The organism is Serratia entomophila, assembly GCF_021462285.1.
Taxonomy (GTDB): Bacteria; Pseudomonadota; Gammaproteobacteria; order Enterobacterales; family Enterobacteriaceae; genus Serratia; species Serratia entomophila.
On sequence record NZ_CP082787.1, the window covers coordinates 3,924,620 to 3,940,888 of the forward strand.

Sequence of the window (16,269 nt, forward strand, 5' to 3'; positions counted from 1 at the left end):
TAAAAACCCGAATTTCGGCGCGAGTATAACAGGCGTGCGGCGCTAGTTAACCCATTCGATGGTTACCAGCCGGCTGTCGGCCCGGCCGCGATCGTCCACCGCCCGGATGCGGTACTGCCCATTGTTGACCGGCCGCCAGTCAATGGCCCTTTTGCTGGCGCTGCTGCCGAGATAAATATCGTCGACAAACCAGTACAGCGTTTTACTGTCGGCGTCGGTCACCGCATTGAAGGCGATTTTGTCACGCCCCTGCTGCGACTGCCGCAGGGTATAGGTCGTGTTCTTCAGCGGCGAGGTGATGCGCGGCGCGTTGCCGCCGACGGCGATACCGTTATCCTTGCAGCGGTTGACCGGCGGCGCGCGCTTCGGCAAACCTGCCTGGGCGAAAACGTTGGCCAGATCGGAAGGCCAGAACTCAAACACCTCGGTGCGGGTTTGTGCCGGATCATAGGGCGGGCAGGCGACTTCACCGCTTTGAATATCCAGCACCACCGGGCGATAAACGCTGTCGACCTTGATCGGCGATTTGCCGGGGATAAACCAGGTTTTGCCCTTCTGCCGGCACCAGGGAGTCGGCAAATCGCCGCTGGCCAGGCAGATATCCACCCGCCGCAGCCGTTTCGGCCACGGATGCCTTGGCTCCCGCAGGGCCGGGTAGCTGGCGTTCAGGCTGTCGATGATGTTGAAGAACAAGGGCGCGGCGGCGGCGGCACCGACCAACGCATTGTTGCCGCTGCTGTCGAAGTTGCCTTCCCACACCACCAGCACGTAGGGGCCGAAAATCCCCACGCTCCAGGCGTCGCGGAACCCCCAGGAAGTGCCGGTTTTCCAGTACACCGGCAGCGACGACGCGCGCGCGGCCAGGGTATCGCCCGGCCGACGGTGCTGGCGCAGCATATCCAGCGTGATGAAGCTGGCCTCTTCGCTCAGCAGACGCACCGGCGGCGGCCGCGCATCGCCGCGCAGCATGCGCAACGGGCGCAGCTCGCCGCGGTTGGCCAGCAGGGCATACAGCTTCGCCAGCTCTTGCGCCGTCACCTCGCCGCCGCCCAGAACCAGCGCCAGCCCATAGTGATTCTCGCTGGCCATATTGGCGACGCCGGACAAGCGCAGAAACTGATAAAAACTCGGCTGCCGCAGCTGCGATGCCACATAGACGGCGGGAATATTGCGGCTGAAGTTCAGGGCGTCGGTGGCGGTTACCGGGCCGAGGAAGCGCCGGTCAAAATTCTCCGGCGCGTAGGCGCCAAAGGATGAGGGCACATCTTTCAGAATGGTCATAGGATGCAGCACGCCCTGCTCCATGCCCAACGCATAGATAAAGGGCTTCAGCGTCGAGCCGGGGGAGCGTTTGGCATTGGTGCCGTTCACCTGCCCCTGGATCTGGCGGTTGTAATAATCCGCCGAGCCCACCAACGCCCTTACCCCCATATCGCGGCTGTCCACCAGCAACGCTGCGGCGTTATGGATCCCCCGGCTCCGGTTGCGGGCGATAAAGGCGTTTACCTGCCTTTCCACCAGCAGCTGCAACCCCGCATCCAACGTAGTGTCGACGCGGGTATCCCGCCGAACCAACTGCTGAGTCTGCTGGCGCAGCTGCTCGATAAAATGCGGTGCGATATAAGGCATCTGCTCGGGCTGGCGCAGCGCCAGCGGCAGTTGAAACAATGCCCGTTGGCTGCCGTCGGTGGCGTAAGCTTGCTGCCAGCGCTGGAACAGCCGGTGGCGCGCCTGCGTCAGGGCGGCGCCCAGCACGCCGGTTTTAGGCTCCAGCCGATAACTTGGCGACTGCGGCAAGACGGCCAGCGTCAGCGCTTCCGGCAGGGTCAAATCCCGCGGCGCCTTGCCGAAATAGATCAGGCTGGCGGCGCCGACGCTCTCGATGTTGCGGCCATAGGGGGCGTAATTAAGATAGGCTTCCAGAATGTCATGTTTGGAGTAGCTAAGCTCCAGCTGAACGGCGCGCAGCACCTGCTGCAGCTTGCCCCCCGGCGTGCGGGTATTGAGATGCCAGCGCATGCGCGCCAGCTGCATGCTGATGGTCGAACCGCCCTGCATCTTGCCGCCGGCGATATAGCTGCGCCAAAAACCGCGCGCCAGGCTGACGGGGTTGAAACCGGGGTTGTAGTAGAACCAGCGATCCTCGTGCAGCAACAGCCCGCGCACCGCCAGCGGGGAAACCTGCTCCAGCGGCGTCCACAGGCGATAGCGTTCGTCATTGGCCAGCGTGATGCGCATCAGCGCGCCGTGGCGATCGTAATAGGCGGAAGACAGCGGCAAGCCCTGGGAGAGCGGCGGATGCGGCCAGAGCCGAACGGCGCCCAGCACCAGCGTCAGCAGGAATATCGCCATCAGCCCATTTTGCAACCAGGGTGTTTTCAGGATTTTCATCTGTTCTCAACGCCCCGGCGCCGGGCGACCCTCAGCCGCCCGGCGCCGGCCGGCTTATTTATTTTCCGCCGGTACCACCACCAGCTTGCCGCTACTCACCGACATAGCCTGCACCTCGCGGTCATACATGGCTTCGCCATAGGCCGGCGGGATCACGAAGCTGCCGGTATTCGTCGCCTTGATCTGATAAACGAACTCCTGCACGTCGGTGCCGGCGCTACCGTAAATGATCACCCGATCCTCGCGGATATCGCTGTAATCCGGCGCCCAGCTGGAGCCGGAAGCCGCCAATGGCGACTGCCAACCGCTGCTTTGCGCTTCGCCCTCTCCGCTATCGTCGGCAGCCGGCTCCGGCGGCGTTTGCTGCACCACTTCGAACCCGCCCGGCAGCAGATCGACGATCGCCAAATTGCTCTGCCCTTCTTTAGAATTGGCGCGGATCTTCAGGTGGACGTTCACCTTTTGCCCCAACCTAACCTGCTCCAGCGGTTTGCCCTGTTCATCGGTGTAATCCCGGGTGATCTCCAGCCCGCGCGCCAGCGCTTTCTGCGGCGCCGCGAGGTCATAACCGGCCTGCGTCACCACGTACCAGGCGGGCGCATCGCCGCCGTTGGTGAAGCGCACGGCGGCGGCGTCAGCGGTAAACTGCCCCTGCGCGAACAGCCCCTGCAGTTCGGCGATACGCTGCGGCGCCGCATTGCCGCCCTTGCCAAGCTGCTCGATGCCGAGCCCCCCTTCACCGGTGGCCTGCGCCGCCACCTGGGTGGAATAGCTCTCCAGCGCCAGAATGCTCATTGCAGAGGAATAGGTGGTGTAGCGCTCTTCTTTCAACGCCCGCACCATATTTTCCAGCACCTGCGGCGGGATCGACGCCACCTTCTCCGGGAAATGGCGGGTAATCAGATAAAGACGCGTCGCATCCTGCACCAGCGGATCGAAATAGTTCTGCGTCCACCAGGCCTGGTCATAGGCTTTGCTCAGCTGCTGCCAGCTTGGCTGCAGCAGCGCGGCGGCTTCGTCGTCCATCTTCAGCAACCGGTAGGAGGACGCCAGATACAGCGCGCTCAGGTCGGTTTTCCAGCTGTCCGGGTAGCGCTTTTGCAACGTATCCTGCACTGCCGCCAGGGCGTTGGTGGTCACCTCGCCCTGGCGCGTCAGCAGATAAACCGCCCAGCTGCGCAGGCGCAGCAAATACAGGTCGTCAAAACCGCTGGCCGCCAGCTCGCGCAACGCGCCGTTGGCTTCGTCAAGCATGCCCTCCGGCAGCGCATACCCTGCCTCTTTCGCCTCCAGCAGGTACTGCACGACATACGGCGTGACGAAGGGATCGGCGTCCGGCGATGAGCGCCATGCGCCGATGGCGCCGCTGTCATTCTGGCGGGAACGCAGCACGCCCATCAGGTTGCGCAGCTGCTTGCCGACCTCCACCTGGCTCAGGCCGCCGCGCATTTCCGGGTGGCGGCCTTGCAGGATCAGCGGAATCGACCGGCTGACTATCTGCTCAGAACAGTAATAGGGGTAATCCGCCAGGTACTGCGCCAACCCGCTGGTCAACACCAGCGGCGAATGGGAAACCGCCGCCCGGCGCTGCGCATAGGCGTCGAACATCTGGCGCAGGCCGTCGACGTTCTGGCTGGCGCCGCTCATACGCCCCATGACCGACTGGGTGCGGTACGGCATCGCCGGGCGCACCGAAGTGCTGATGGTGCGGCGGCTGGCTTTGTCGCCGTAGCGGGCGTCGAACGCCAATGGCGCGTCCCCTAACGCTGCGCGGGCGCGCAGGCGGAAGTTGACCACGCCTTCGCGTTTTTCCGCCAACGAAAGGCTTTGCGTCGCGTTGCCCATCACCTCGAGCTGCGGCGGCGGCGTCAGTTGAACGTTCACCGCGACCGATTGGCCATTCAACCCTTCAAGGTTGTTGCTGACGCCGACGCTGACATCGAACTCATCCCCGGGCGCCACCATCGCCGGCACGTTTGGCGTCATGATAAAATTATCGCGCACCGTCGCGGCGGTTTGCGCCTTGCCGATTTTGTCCGGCGTCACCGAGATCGCCATCACCCGAATCTTGCCGTTGAAGTAGTCCGGCACCGGGTAGACGAACTGCTTCTCGCCGCTCACTTCCGTAATGCCTGACCAGTAAGCCACCGGCTTGTCGCGCTTGCGTTTGAACGGGTTCAGGTTGAGATCCAACCCTTCCCCCGCATCGCCGCCCGGCGCCGCCGTCAGCGCCATCAGCTTGCTGAACTCCGGCAGGATCAGATCGAGAATTTGCGAGCTGGTTACGCTCAGCTCGCGCTTGCTGAAGAAGAACTCCAGCGGATCTTTCAACCGGTAGCGGGCCACCTGCAGAATGCCTTCGTCGACGGCGAACAGCGCCACCTGCTGCGGCGCATCGGTTTTCACCGTCATCGTCAGGTCTTCCCCCGGTTTGATCACCGCCGGCGCCGTCACTTCCAGCCCGTTTTGCCGGGCGCGAGTGCTGATTTTGAACGGCATTACGCCGTAGCTCAGCGGGCTCATGAAGATCTCGCTGGAGTTGACGTCGCGCACGAACTGCACGTTGATGTAGCCGTTGCCTTCCATGCCGGCCGGCAAACGAATTTTTTGCACCGAACTGGTGGTATCGGTATGGAACCACTGCCAGGCGTAAACCCGGTCTTTCTCGATGGTGATCAGGCCGCTGCCGGTATAAGGCGCGTTGATCGCCACTTCAATCTCGTCGCCGGGTTGGTACTCCGCCTGGTTCAGCTTCAGCTTCAGTTCGGCGTTGCGGTCCAGCGAGCGGCTGAGATTGGCGTTGCCGGCCACGCTGTACGCGACGCGATTAAGCGTCTTGCCCTGTGCATCCTCGATCGCCAGCACGAAATCGCCCGGCCGGTCGGTCGCAAGCTGCAGGTCGTTGCCCTGTTCACTCAGCGCCAGCGGTTGCTCCGACAGCTGCACTTCCTTCATCTTCGACTGGTACTTGTATACCCCCGAATCCTGCTTGGTCAGCACCGAAATGTATTTCTGTTCGATCAGCACCTGCCTGAGGCCCGGCAAAGCAATCTGTTTCAACGACGGATCGATGGCGATCACCTTCAGATGGCGCGCCGCATCGCGGTTGATGTAGCCCAGATCGCCATCCGCCTTCACGCCCACCAGGTAATCATAAGGCGATACCAGCGCCCGCGCGCTGGCGGCCACCGAGCGCCCGCCGCCGGCGACAAAGGCTTCCGACAGCAGCTGCAGCTGGTAGGTGGCGTCGGCATAGGACTTCAGGTCGAGCGGGATATTGGCCGCTCCCCGCTCATCGGTGGTGCGGTCTTCCAGCTCGGTTTCAAAACCGTCGTTGTTTTGCCGATTTTCATAGAATGCGTAATCAGGGAAACGGTCAAAGCTCGGATACATCGGCCGCAGCGTCAGCTTCGAGGTTACCCGACGATCCTGCGCCAGCGTGCCGAACAGGTTTTGCACGTCGATGTTGGCCTGCAGCTCCGAAGGTTTCACCCAGCCCTGCCGACGATCCGGCGTCAGTTCCAGTTTCACCTTCAGTTGATCCGGTTCGAACTCCTTCACGTTGACTGCGGTATGGCCAAGCAGCGTCGAGGTGTCGTTGTTCTTGCCGATCAGATACAGATAGACGCTCCATTCACCGGTCGGCGAGTTTTCATCGGTGGTATAACTCAACTCGTTGAAACCGCTGGCGCCAAGGGTAAGCGGCACCGTAGCCATCAGCTTGTCGCGCGGATCGCGCACCTCAGCGCGCACCGGCACGCCCGCCAGCCCGACGCCCCAGTCTGCGGCGCGGGTGATCAGGCCGATATTGAAGCTATCGCCCGGCCGATAAACGCCGCGGTCGGAGAACAGATAGCTGCTGAGCGCCCGCGGATCGGTCGGCGTTTCTTCACCGGCAACGTCGAAGCGCGAGAAATCCAACCCGCGATCGTTATAGCTGCCGGTTGGCAGGAAGGAGACATCCCCCTCTTTTTCCACCAGAAACATCACCGGCTGACGCTCGTTGGTGTAAACGTCCAGCGCCGGGAATCGCACGTGGCCGTTGGCGTCGGTTGTCTGGTTGAGCAAGGTGACGCCGTTTTTGGCGACAACAGACACTTTGGCATTGCCGACCGGCGCGCCGCTGTGGATCGACTGCACGAACACATCCTGTGTTTTATCCTGCGAACGTTTGGCGACGATGCCCAAATCGGTCACCACCACAAAACGCGAATCGCCGACGGCAGCGCTATCTTCTCCCTGCTCCTCGCCTTGCTCCGCCTCGCCTTCCGCCGCCGGTTTCTGGTTCGGCTGCCATTCGGACAGCGTCAGCAAGAACACGCCGCGGTGGGAATCCGGGTTAGTGGACAGGTAGCGCGAAAGATCGATGCCCTGGTAATTCACCTCGCCCGGCTGGTCGTTATTGAGCGCGGTCTGGTATTTGAAGCGCTCGGTGAAATACTCGTCATTGAGCCGGTTAAATTCCGCCGAGGAATATTCCCGGCTTTTGAAGGAAACGATGTGCTGCAGCTGGCTCGGGATCACCCGTTTGATGTCAAGGCGCAGCCCGGCCACGTTGCGCGCCGCCACGCTGATCTGTTTGTCGCCGTTGACCGACAGCAGCGAGCCTTGCGACATGAACTGCAGTGATTTCGGGAACTCAGGCACCTCGACTACCCGGTAAGCCTTTTTCGGCATCTTGTATCCGCCGGCCGAGGTCAGCCGATTGTCGATTTCAATCAACACAAAGCGGTGCGCCGGGGCGTCAAAGCGGAAGCTGAACTGCGGCTGATAGGCGTCTTCCGCCTCGTTGAGCGCCAAAGGCAGCGGCGTCGACTGCGCCAGCACGCTTTTGGCGACGCTGTCGGTATCCCAGTGGTGAAAATCGTTCGGATCCTTGGCCGCCTCGGCGTCGTCGGGATCGTGCTGCGGCAGCAGCCAGGCGTTGACCGCATTGGCCAGCTCTTTATCCTTCACCGCATCGCTGAAGGCGAGGATCAGGGCGCGCTGCCCCTTGCCTCCGTCGGCGTCCACCACCTGCGCGCCGGCGTCGTTCAGCGCCAGGCTGTACAGCGTCGGCACCGTCACCCAGTTGCTTTTCGCCTCGCCGACGGCGTTGGCCGGCACCAGCGCTTTAATGCCCTGACCGACGGTCAAATGCACCGCACCGCCCTGGTCCAGCGGTTTCAGCGGTTCGGAATGCACCCAGGCGTTGAGCTTTTTCTCGTCGTAGACCAGCGAAAAATTCAGCTTTTTCTCCGACTTGGCGTTGCCCTCCTTCAACCCCAGCGTGACCTGTTTTTCAAAGCTGGCCACGTCGACCGGCGCATTGAACTTCAGATTAAAGATGGCGCTGCGCTTTTGTGCGTCTTGCGGATCCTGGTAATACTCCGCCTGCCCCAGCTGGTAATCGAACGCCGGCAGGTTAAAGGTAAAATGGGTGTTGGCGAGTTTGATCTGCGGCGCCAGCAAAGCGGCGGGATCGAGCTCAACGTCGTATTTCGCCCCCATAGGCAGCGGTTTTTTCGGCGTGAAGACGAGGGTCCAGCCGTTGCTCCAGCGCCACTGGCCTTCTGCGGCCGGCTTGAGCGTGATGCCTTTGCTGACCGCCTTGCCGACGTCGGCCAACGGCGCCGCCGAATTGCTGAACGCCAGGCTCAGCGTCTGCGGCGGCGATTTCTGTGCGGCGTAGTTGAACGGCTCGGGCTTGGCGATCTCCACGCGGGTCTGCTGATACACCATCGGCGCCGGCTCGATCGGCTGCGGCCGGTTCTGCCACCAGTGCCAACCGTAGAAGGCGCCGCCCGCGGCGCACAACAGCAGCAGCAACGCCAGGCTGACCGCCTTCGGGCGTTTATCCACGCCGCTTTCCAGGCGCAAAAACGCCCGTTTCAGGCCGCCGGACAGCGCGGCCCACCAGCCCGGCGCCGTCCAGTTAAGGTTGCCGAGCAGCGGTCTGAACAGGCGCCCCAGCAAAACCAGCAGCCCGGCCAGCAGGCGAAATGCCCCCCTGATTAATGTAAAAGGCAGACGAAGGATAAACTTTAATAAATCCATTATTGCAGCACCTTATGGTCCTTTGCAGAGACCCAGCCAAGCGGGTTCGAAAGACGCCGCCGAATACCCTCTCCTGGCGTCTGCGCTCATACATTACTCTAGCGGCCGGCGAAAATCAGCGATCGCGGCGGCGAATATTACGGCTCTTTATTCAGCATGTTGTCCAGATTCTGCAATATCACCAGCAGCGGCAGGCAGCTGGGATCTTTGTCTTTCAGCGCCAGTTCGAAATACGGCGTGAGGGCAAAACGCGTCGGCAACGGCGCCTGAGCATCCAACAACGCATACATGCGCGGCAGGAACACCCATTGCAGCCACTCTTCGGCCTGCATGCTGTCGACGCAGAAGGGTTCGGTGCTGGCGAAGGCCTCTGTCTCCGGCGGCGCAGCCTGCCACAGGGCCAGTTCGCGCATTGACCGTTCAATCGCCTGCAAACTGTGGCGAACCTGATTATGTATACTCATCTGCATTCCCGATCTCTTTTCATCATGATGTTCAGCCCAGTGGCTGAAAGCGGCAAAGCATAGCATTTTTATAGCCCAAATTCGGCGGAGTTGGCCACGCCGGCGGTTTTTATCTGGTGGCGTTCCTCGCCCCACGGCACAATAGACCCACCGAATAAATCACACAGATTAGACACATGCCCGCAATCACACAGAGCAAAAATCACGCCACGCCCGGCAAGGCCATGCTGGCCTCGGTGACCGGCTACGCCATGGACGGCTTCGACCTGCTGATCCTCGGCTTTATGCTGCCGGCCATTAGCGCCGAGCTGGGGCTGACCTCCTCGGCCGCCGGTTCGCTGGTCACCTGGACGCTGATCGGCGCGGTGCTGGGCGGCGTGATATTCGGCCACCTCAGCGATCGCTTCGGCCGCATTCGGGTGCTGACCCTCACCATTCTGATGTTTTCGTTGTTTACCGGCCTGTGCGCGCTGGCGCAGGGCTATTGGGATTTGCTGGCCTACCGCACGCTGGCCGGCATCGGGCTGGGCGGGGAGTTCGGTATCGGCATGGCCTTGATAGCTGAAGCCTGGCCGGCGGAAAAACGTAATCGCGCTTCGGCCTACGTCGGCATGGGGTGGCAGCTGGGCGTGCTGGCGGCCGCCTTCCTTACCCCGTTGCTGTTGACGCATATCGGCTGGCGCGGCATGTTTCTGGTCGGCCTGCTGCCGGCGCTGGTGTCGTTCCTGATCCGCCGTACGCTGGGGGAGCCGGAAGAGTTCATGCGGCAAAAGGATCCCGGCCAGGCGCTGTCTTTCGGCCGGCGGTTACGCCTGCTGTTCAGGGATAGAGCCACCACCAAAGCCAGCATCGGCATATTTATCCTGTGCTCGGTGCAGAATTTCGGCTACTACGGGTTGATGATCTGGATGCCGAGCTATCTGGCGAAAAACTTCGGTTTCTCACTGACCAAGTCGGGCCTGTGGACGGCGGTGACGGTGATCGGCATGACCTTCGGCATCTGGCTGTTCGGCGTACTGGCCGACCGCTTCGCCCGCTGGAAGATTTTTATCATCTATCAGATTGGCGCGGTGGTGATGGTGATCGGCTACGCGCAGCTGAATGACCCGACCTTGATGCTGTTCGCCGGCGCGCTGATGGGCCTGTTCGTCAACGGCATGATCGGCGGCTACGGCGCGCTGATTTCCGATACTTACCCGGTACAGGCCCGCGCCACCGCACAGAATATTCTGTTTAATCTGGGGCGCGGCGTCGGCGGCCTGGGGCCATTGGTGATTGGCGCACTGGTGACGCAGGTGTCCTTCACGGCGGCAATCAGCCTGCTGGCGGCGATTTATCTGCTGGATATTTACGCCACGCTGTTCCTGCTGCCGAAAAAACAGGTGGCCGGCGATACGCTGGGCGCAATTGGTTAGCGGCAGCAATGAGTAGAAACAAGGGCGGGTAGCGGAAAAAAGTTGGGGGCACTGCGTTAACAGTGCCCCCGGTTCGTTTTATAGCTGTCCCGCTACACAGTGTGCTCCCTGCTCAATCCCTGAAAACTTTTCCTGCGGCCATCCTGACCAAAAGCTCCGTGCATTGTCCTGTAGCATCGTCCTGACGCGGTTCCTCGGCCTTCCTGACCCACCGACAGTCCTGCGTCGGCTCTCAATCTCCGTCCTGGAGGTGTCCTTGGTTTCAATCCTGAAACATCCTCGGCATCTCCTGACGCCATCCTTCGCTCTTCACTGAGCGCATCCCTTTCTTCATCCTGAAGCTGCATCATCCTGATGCTTTCCTGCTCCGCCGGCTCCGTTCCGGTATACATAAGATCGCCTAATTTCCCCGCGATCACAAGGGCTTGACCGCAGTCGGCGGGAAAAATTCCCCTAAGAGTTATCCTAAAGAATTTCTAACCAATTGATCTGGATACTAATAAGCCCAACATATAGCGACGGCCCGAAAAAATTAAAAGCGATCTCTCACAGCCCGTGTGAGAGATCTCTCACACGACAGGCGGCAATTCCGGCCTCATTGCCCCAGCGTCGGGCGCAGCGCATCGAGGAAATTCCCCAAGGTCGCCGCCAGCAGCGTGCGCTTGTCGCTGCCGAATTGCTCCAGCAGCACGTTGCCGCTGACGTTGCACAACGACACCATGGTCATTTCGGATTCGGTGGTGGCCAGGAACAGGGTCGGCGACAGCTTCAGGCGCTTCTGGGTCACCAGATGGCCGATCAGATTCTCCTGCAGGCGAATAAAGTCGTCCTCGCTCCATACCTGCAGCAGGCTCAGGCGGTGCTCGCCGAACCGGGCGCTCATGTCGCCGGCATACTGTTGAGTGTAAAAAAGGTGCGCATCCGGCTGCAGCCTCAGCTCCAGCGCGGTCTCCACCTTTTCCAGCGTCGCGGCGGGGGTGAAAGGCTGCGGCAGCCACCACACTTCGTCATCGCGGCTTTCCACGATGCAGGGCGACGGCACGCCATACAACTCCTGGCTGGCCGGCGCATGGCCGCGCTCCTGCCGCCAAAGCTCGACATAGCGCTGGGTGAATTCCCCCAGCGCGTGGATGACATCGTGATCCATATTTATTCTCGCATACGTTAAACTGGGGGCCATTGTACCTATCTATCACCAAGGTGACAGCAGATGTCCTCATATCAAGACCACCAGGCCCTGTCGCAACTGACGCTGGGCAAACCTACCGCCTATCGCGATAGCTATGACGCCACGCTGCTGCAGGCGGTGCCGCGCAGCATGAACCGCGAACCGCTGGGTTTGTATCCCGACAGCCTGCCGTTCCACGGCGCGGATATCTGGACGCTGTACGAACTCTCCTGGCTGAACGCCAACGGGCTGCCGCAGGTGGCGGTGGGTGAAATCAGCCTCAACGCCGACAGCCTCAACCTGATCGAATCCAAGAGTTTCAAGCTGTACCTCAACAGCTTCAACCAAACGCCTTTCGTCGACTGGGAAACCGTGCGCAGCACGCTGCAGCGCGATCTGTCCGCCTGCGCCCAGGGAGAAGTAAAGGTTAGCCTGTTCAGCGTCGAGCAACTGGAAGGCACCCCGATCGCCCGCCTGGCGGGTGAATGTATCGATCACCAGAACATTCGCATCGACAACTATGAATTCAACGCCGGCTACCTGCAAAACGCCGCGGGTGAAGAGGTGGTTGAAGAGCAGCTGGTCAGCCACCTGCTGAAATCCAACTGCCTGATCACCAATCAGCCTGACTGGGGTTCGGTGCAAATTCACTATCGCGGCGGAAAAATCGATCGTGAAGCGCTGTTGCGCTACCTGGTTTCTTTCCGCCACCACAATGAGTTCCACGAGCAGTGCGTTGAGCGCATTTTCAACGATCTGTTGCGCTATTGCCGCCCGCAGAGCCTGACGGTGTACGCCCGTTACACCCGCCGCGGCGGATTGGACATCAATCCGTGGCGCAGCAACGTCGATTTCGCGCCTTCGCACGGCCGCCTGGCGCGTCAATAAGTGCGCACCGCTGCTCAACAACTGAGCTAACGAACGGTTTGTATTGGTAAAACTCAGGGGACGGCGGTAAGGTTAAATCAGGCTCGCCCGCCGTTATGCCGGGCGTTCCGCCGCAGCGCGCCAACCATAACGAAATGCCGTTCTGCTGCCGTATGGATTGCTACTGTCCCGTAACGGGTGCAAAGGAGTTACCTTGATTACACACATCAGCCCGCTTGGCTCTATGGATTTGTTGTCGCAGTTGGAAGTAGACATGCTGAAGCGTACCGCCAGCAGCGACCTGTATCGCCTGTTCCGCAACTGTTCGCTGGCCGTGTTGAACTCCGGCAGCCAGACCGACAACAGCAAACAGCTGCTGTCCCGTTATGAAACCTTCGACATCAATGTGCTGCGCCGCGAACGCGGGGTGAAGCTGGAGCTGGTCAACCCGCCGGAGGAAGCCTTCGTCGACGGCCGCATCATCCGCTCGCTGCAGGCCAACCTGTTCGCCGTCCTGCGCGACATCCTGTTCGTGCACGGCCAAATCGCCAGCGCCGGCCGCTTCCAGCACCTGAATCTGGAAAACTCGGCCCATATCACCAACCTGGTGTTCTCCATTCTGCGTAATGCGCGCACGCTGCATCTGGATGAAGATCCCAACATGGTAGTGTGCTGGGGCGGCCACTCGATCAACGAAAACGAATACCTTTACGCCCGCAAAGTGGGCAGCCAGCTGGGCCTGCGCGAACTGAATATCTGCACCGGCTGCGGGCCGGGCGCCATGGAAGCGCCGATGAAAGGCGCCGCGGTGGGCCACGCGCAGCAGCGCTACCGCAACAGCCGCTTTATCGGCATGACCGAGCCGTCGATTATCGCCGCAGAGCCGCCTAACCCGCTGGTTAACGAGCTGGTTATCATGCCGGACATCGAAAAACGTCTGGAAGCCTTCGTGCGCATCGCCCACGGCATCATCATCTTCCCGGGCGGCGTCGGCACCGCCGAAGAGCTGCTGTACCTGCTGGGCATCCTGATGAACCCGGAAAACAGCGAACAGGTGCTGCCGCTGATCCTGACCGGGCCGAAAGAAAGCGCGGACTACTTCCGCGTGCTGGATGAGTTCATTATGAACACCCTGGGCGACGCGGCGCGCCGCCATTACCGCATCATCATCGATGATCCGGCGGAAGTGGCGCGGCAGATGAAAAAGGCCATGCCGCTGGTGAAGGAGAATCGCCGCAACACCGGCGACGCCTACAGTTTCAACTGGTCGATTCGCATCGCGCCGGACCTGCAGCTGCCGTTCGAACCGACCCACGAGAACATGGCGAACCTCAATCTGTATCCCAACCAGCCGGCGGAGCAGCTGGCCGCCGCGCTGCGCCGCGCGTTCTCCGGCATCGTTGCCGGCAACGTGAAGGAAAACGGCATTCACGCCATCGAACAGTTCGGCCCTTACAAGCTGCACGGCGAACCGCAGATGATGAAGCAAATGGACAGCCTGCTGCAGGGCTTTGTCGCCCAGCACCGCATGAAGCTGCCGGGCAGCGCCTACGTGCCCTGTTATGAGATCGTAGCCTGATCCCAACTCCGGGCGGCGCAACAGCCGCCCTTCTTTTTTCTGACCTTGCAGCCCATGATGATACACCTACTGATTGTCGACGCCCTGAACCTTATCCGCCGCATCCACGCCGTACAGGGATCGCCCTGCGTGAACGCCTGCCGCAACGCGCTGCATCAGCTGATTCAGCACAGCCGGCCAACGCACGCGGTGGCGGTGTTTGACGAAGACGATCGCCGCGACAGCTGGCGCCACCAAATCCTGCCCGACTACAAGGCCGGGCGCTCGCCGATGCCGGAAAACCTGCAACAGGAGATGCCGCAGCTGCGCCAGGCGTTTGCCGAACTGGGCGTCGCCAGCTGGCATTCGCCGGGCAACGAGGCCGACGATCTGGCGGCCACGCTGGCGGCGAAAATCGCCGGCGGCGGCCATCAGGTGACCATCGTCTCCACCGACAAAGGGTACTGCCAGTTACTGGCGCCAAAGGTGCAGATCCGCGACTATTTCCAGAAGCGCTGGCTGGACATGCCTTTTGTGCAGCAGGAGTTTGGCGTAGCGCCGCAGCAGCTCCCCGATTACTGGGGCCTGGCGGGCATCGGCAGCAGCAAAATTCCCGGCGTAGCGGGTATCGGGCCAAAAACGGCGGTGCTGCTGTTGCAACAGATGGGAAGCCTGGACGCGCTGTATCAGCAGTTGGAGCAGGTGCCGGAGAAATGGCGCGGCAAGCTGCAGCAACACCGCGACCTGGCGTATATCAGCAAGCGGGTCGCCACCTTGCGCACCGACCTGACGCTCGACGGCAACCTGCAGCAGCTGCGGTTGCCGATAAACTAAGGGCGCTGCATGCAGCGCCCCCTGTGATTACTCGCGCTCGTCGCGGCGGCCCGGCACCGCCGACCACATGCGGCGCACGTGCACGGTTATCTCTTCGCGATCGTGATACAGCTGTTTGGCATGCACCTCTGAACTGATGCCCGCCGCCGCCAGCGCTTCGCGAATGCTCTGCAGGTTCTGCGACACTTCCTCGTAACGCTTCTTCATCGGCAGCTTCAGGTTGAAGATCGCCTCGCGGCACCAGCCTTTCACCAGCCACTGGATCATCAGGCTGGTGACCTTCGCCGGCTTTTCCACCATATCGCACACCAGCCAGTAAATCTTGCTGCTGGCCGGCTCGAACCTGAAGCCGTCGGCGCGGTGGTGGGTCACCTGGCCGGTTTCCATCAGGCTTGGCGCCATCGGGCCGTTGTCCACCGAGTGCACCATCATGCTGCGCTTCACCAACTGATAGGTCCAGCCACCCGGGCAGGCGCCCAGATCGACCGCGTGCATGCCGCTGGCCAGGCGCTCGTCCCACTCGTCGGCGGGAATGAATACGTGAAACGCCTCTTCCAGCTTCAGCGTGGAGCGGCTCGGCGCATCGGACGGGAAGCGCAGGCGCGGAATGCCCATATAGAACGGTGAATTGTTGTTGCTGAACGAGTAGCCGACGTAGCAGCAGCCCGGCGCGATAAAGAACACGTGCACCACCGGGCGGGTCGGGTTTTCGCGCGCCATCAGCACTTTTTGCTCGCGCATCGCGGCGCGCAGCGGCACCGTCAGCTTGCGGCAGAACTTCATCAGCTCTTTGCTTTCGTTGGTGTCCGGCACTTCCACCCGCAGCTCTCCGCCGCGATCGACCACGCCGATCAGCATGCCGACGATCGGCGATACCCGATCCTCCGGCGGCAGGTCACGCAACAGTTCCCCCACCACCAGCATCTGGCGGGCGAAGATCAGCTCGCGGAACGGAATTTCCCGCGCCAGGCGGTCGGCGTCATCCGGCTGATAGCATTCGAACAGCACATAGCCGCTGTTTTCTTTTACCCGGGCGAAGCCGAAAACTTCCCGCTGTGCGGCCTTATCGGTAATTTCCGCCGCGCACTCTTTCTCGAAACCGGGGCGGCAATACAACGCAATCTTATTCATGGCGCTCGGCCTTTTTCCTCAGACGCAAAGCGCCAATCAACATCAATATCCAGCCAATCAGGAAGCACACGCCGCCAACCGGCGTGATGTAAACCCAGACTTTCAGGTGCGACAGCGCCAGGCAATACAGGCTGCCGCTGAATAAAACGGAGCCGAGCGCCAACAGCGCCCCGCTCCAGTAAAACCACAGGCTCACGCGGCGCTGCATCGCTACCGCCAACACCATAATGGCCAGGGTATGAAAGCCCTGATACTCCAGGCCGGTGCGGATCCACGCCATTTCATTGGCGCCGAGCGTACCGCTCAATACATGTGCGCCGAACGCGCCCAGCGCGACAAACACAAAGCCGCTGATGGCGGCAAAAATCAGCATGGAACGGCTGCTCATCGTTATTTACCCTATGG

10 protein-coding genes are annotated in these 16,269 nt (G+C 61.3%); 4 read left to right on the top strand and 6 right to left on the bottom strand.

The genetic code is table 11. The features are described from left to right. Window positions 1-42: 42 nt before the first annotated feature. The 3 genes from pbpC to KHA73_RS19050 all read right to left on the bottom strand — a co-directional run bounded on the left by pbpC (window position 43) and on the right by KHA73_RS19050 (window position 8,891). The gene (pbpC, locus tag KHA73_RS19040; protein ID WP_234585997.1) at window positions 43-2,391 is read right to left on the bottom strand and encodes a penicillin-binding protein 1C; all 2,349 of its coding nucleotides are present in this window, start codon (window positions 2,389-2,391) and stop codon (window positions 43-45) included. Window positions 2,392-2,445: 54 nt separating this feature from the next. Continuing rightward, window positions 2,446-8,427, bottom strand: a complete 5,982-nt coding sequence (locus KHA73_RS19045; protein ID WP_234585998.1) for an alpha-2-macroglobulin family protein — start codon at window positions 8,425-8,427, stop codon at window positions 2,446-2,448. A gap of 137 nt (window positions 8,428-8,564) precedes the next feature. Next, a complete protein-coding gene (locus tag KHA73_RS19050) occupies window positions 8,565-8,891 on the bottom strand; it encodes a YqcC family protein (RefSeq protein WP_234585999.1) in 327 nt (108 codons plus the stop codon). Between the two features lie 176 nt (window positions 8,892-9,067). Here KHA73_RS19050 and KHA73_RS19055 point away from each other — a divergent pair, with 176 nt between their 5' ends. Continuing rightward, window positions 9,068-10,306 carry an MFS transporter gene (locus KHA73_RS19055; RefSeq protein WP_234586000.1) on the top strand — a complete coding sequence of 413 codons (1,239 nt, stop codon included), beginning with the start codon at window positions 9,068-9,070 and terminating at the stop codon, window positions 10,304-10,306. Between the two features lie 595 nt (window positions 10,307-10,901). Here KHA73_RS19055 and syd read toward each other — a convergent pair. Continuing rightward, window positions 10,902-11,453 carry a SecY-interacting protein gene (syd, locus tag KHA73_RS19060; protein ID WP_234586001.1) on the bottom strand — a complete coding sequence of 184 codons (552 nt, stop codon included), beginning with the start codon at window positions 11,451-11,453 and terminating at the stop codon, window positions 10,902-10,904. Between the two features lie 63 nt (window positions 11,454-11,516). Between syd and queF the strand changes: the two genes are divergently transcribed. The 3 genes from queF (at window position 11,517) to xni (ending at window position 14,733) form a co-directional block, all read left to right on the top strand. Then, the gene (gene queF, locus KHA73_RS19065) at window positions 11,517-12,362 is read left to right on the top strand and encodes an NADPH-dependent 7-cyano-7-deazaguanine reductase QueF (RefSeq protein WP_234586002.1); all 846 of its coding nucleotides are present in this window, start codon (window positions 11,517-11,519) and stop codon (window positions 12,360-12,362) included. Between the two features lie 193 nt (window positions 12,363-12,555). Next, a complete protein-coding gene (ppnN, locus tag KHA73_RS19070; RefSeq protein ID WP_234586003.1) occupies window positions 12,556-13,920 on the top strand; it encodes a nucleotide 5'-monophosphate nucleosidase PpnN in 1,365 nt (454 codons plus the stop codon). A gap of 54 nt (window positions 13,921-13,974) precedes the next feature. Then, window positions 13,975-14,733 (top strand): flap endonuclease Xni, encoded by a 759-nt coding sequence (gene xni / locus KHA73_RS19075; RefSeq protein ID WP_234586004.1) that lies wholly within the window; start codon window positions 13,975-13,977, stop codon window positions 14,731-14,733. Window positions 14,734-14,760: 27 nt separating this feature from the next. On the opposite strand, the gene rlmM is transcribed toward xni, so the two are convergent. Together rlmM and KHA73_RS19085 are read right to left on the bottom strand one after the other, a co-directional pair. After that, on the bottom strand, window positions 14,761-15,864 hold the full coding sequence (gene rlmM / locus KHA73_RS19080) for a 23S rRNA (cytidine(2498)-2'-O)-methyltransferase RlmM (RefSeq protein ID WP_234586005.1): 1,104 nt from the start codon (window positions 15,862-15,864) through the stop codon (window positions 14,761-14,763). Further along, window positions 15,857-16,252: a DUF423 domain-containing protein gene (locus tag KHA73_RS19085; RefSeq protein ID WP_234586006.1), complete on the bottom strand. Its 396-nt coding sequence runs from the start codon at window positions 16,250-16,252 to the stop codon at window positions 15,857-15,859. Before KHA73_RS19085 ends, rlmM begins: the two co-directional genes overlap by 8 nt. Window positions 16,253-16,269: the final 17 nt, after the last annotated feature.

What these genes read in the sequence shown, in the direction of transcription:
- syd (WP_234586001.1), bottom strand. Translation starts at nt 11,453, where the DNA reads ATGGATCACGATGTCATCCACGCGCTGGGGGAATTCACCCAGCGCTAT.
- KHA73_RS19050 (WP_234585999.1), bottom strand. Translation starts at nt 8,891, where the DNA reads ATGAGTATACATAATCAGGTTCGCCACAGTTTGCAGGCGATTGAACGG.
- rlmM (WP_234586005.1), bottom strand. Translation starts at nt 15,864, where the DNA reads ATGAATAAGATTGCGTTGTATTGCCGCCCCGGTTTCGAGAAAGAGTGC.
- KHA73_RS19055 (WP_234586000.1), top strand. Translation starts at nt 9,068, where the DNA reads ATGCCCGCAATCACACAGAGCAAAAATCACGCCACGCCCGGCAAGGCC.
- KHA73_RS19045 (WP_234585998.1), bottom strand. Translation starts at nt 8,427, where the DNA reads ATGGATTTATTAAAGTTTATCCTTCGTCTGCCTTTTACATTAATCAGG.
- pbpC (WP_234585997.1), bottom strand. Translation starts at nt 2,391, where the DNA reads ATGAAAATCCTGAAAACACCCTGGTTGCAAAATGGGCTGATGGCGATA.
- KHA73_RS19085 (WP_234586006.1), bottom strand. Translation starts at nt 16,252, where the DNA reads ATGAGCAGCCGTTCCATGCTGATTTTTGCCGCCATCAGCGGCTTTGTG.
- queF (WP_234586002.1), top strand. Translation starts at nt 11,517, where the DNA reads ATGTCCTCATATCAAGACCACCAGGCCCTGTCGCAACTGACGCTGGGC.
- xni (WP_234586004.1), top strand. Translation starts at nt 13,975, where the DNA reads ATGATGATACACCTACTGATTGTCGACGCCCTGAACCTTATCCGCCGC.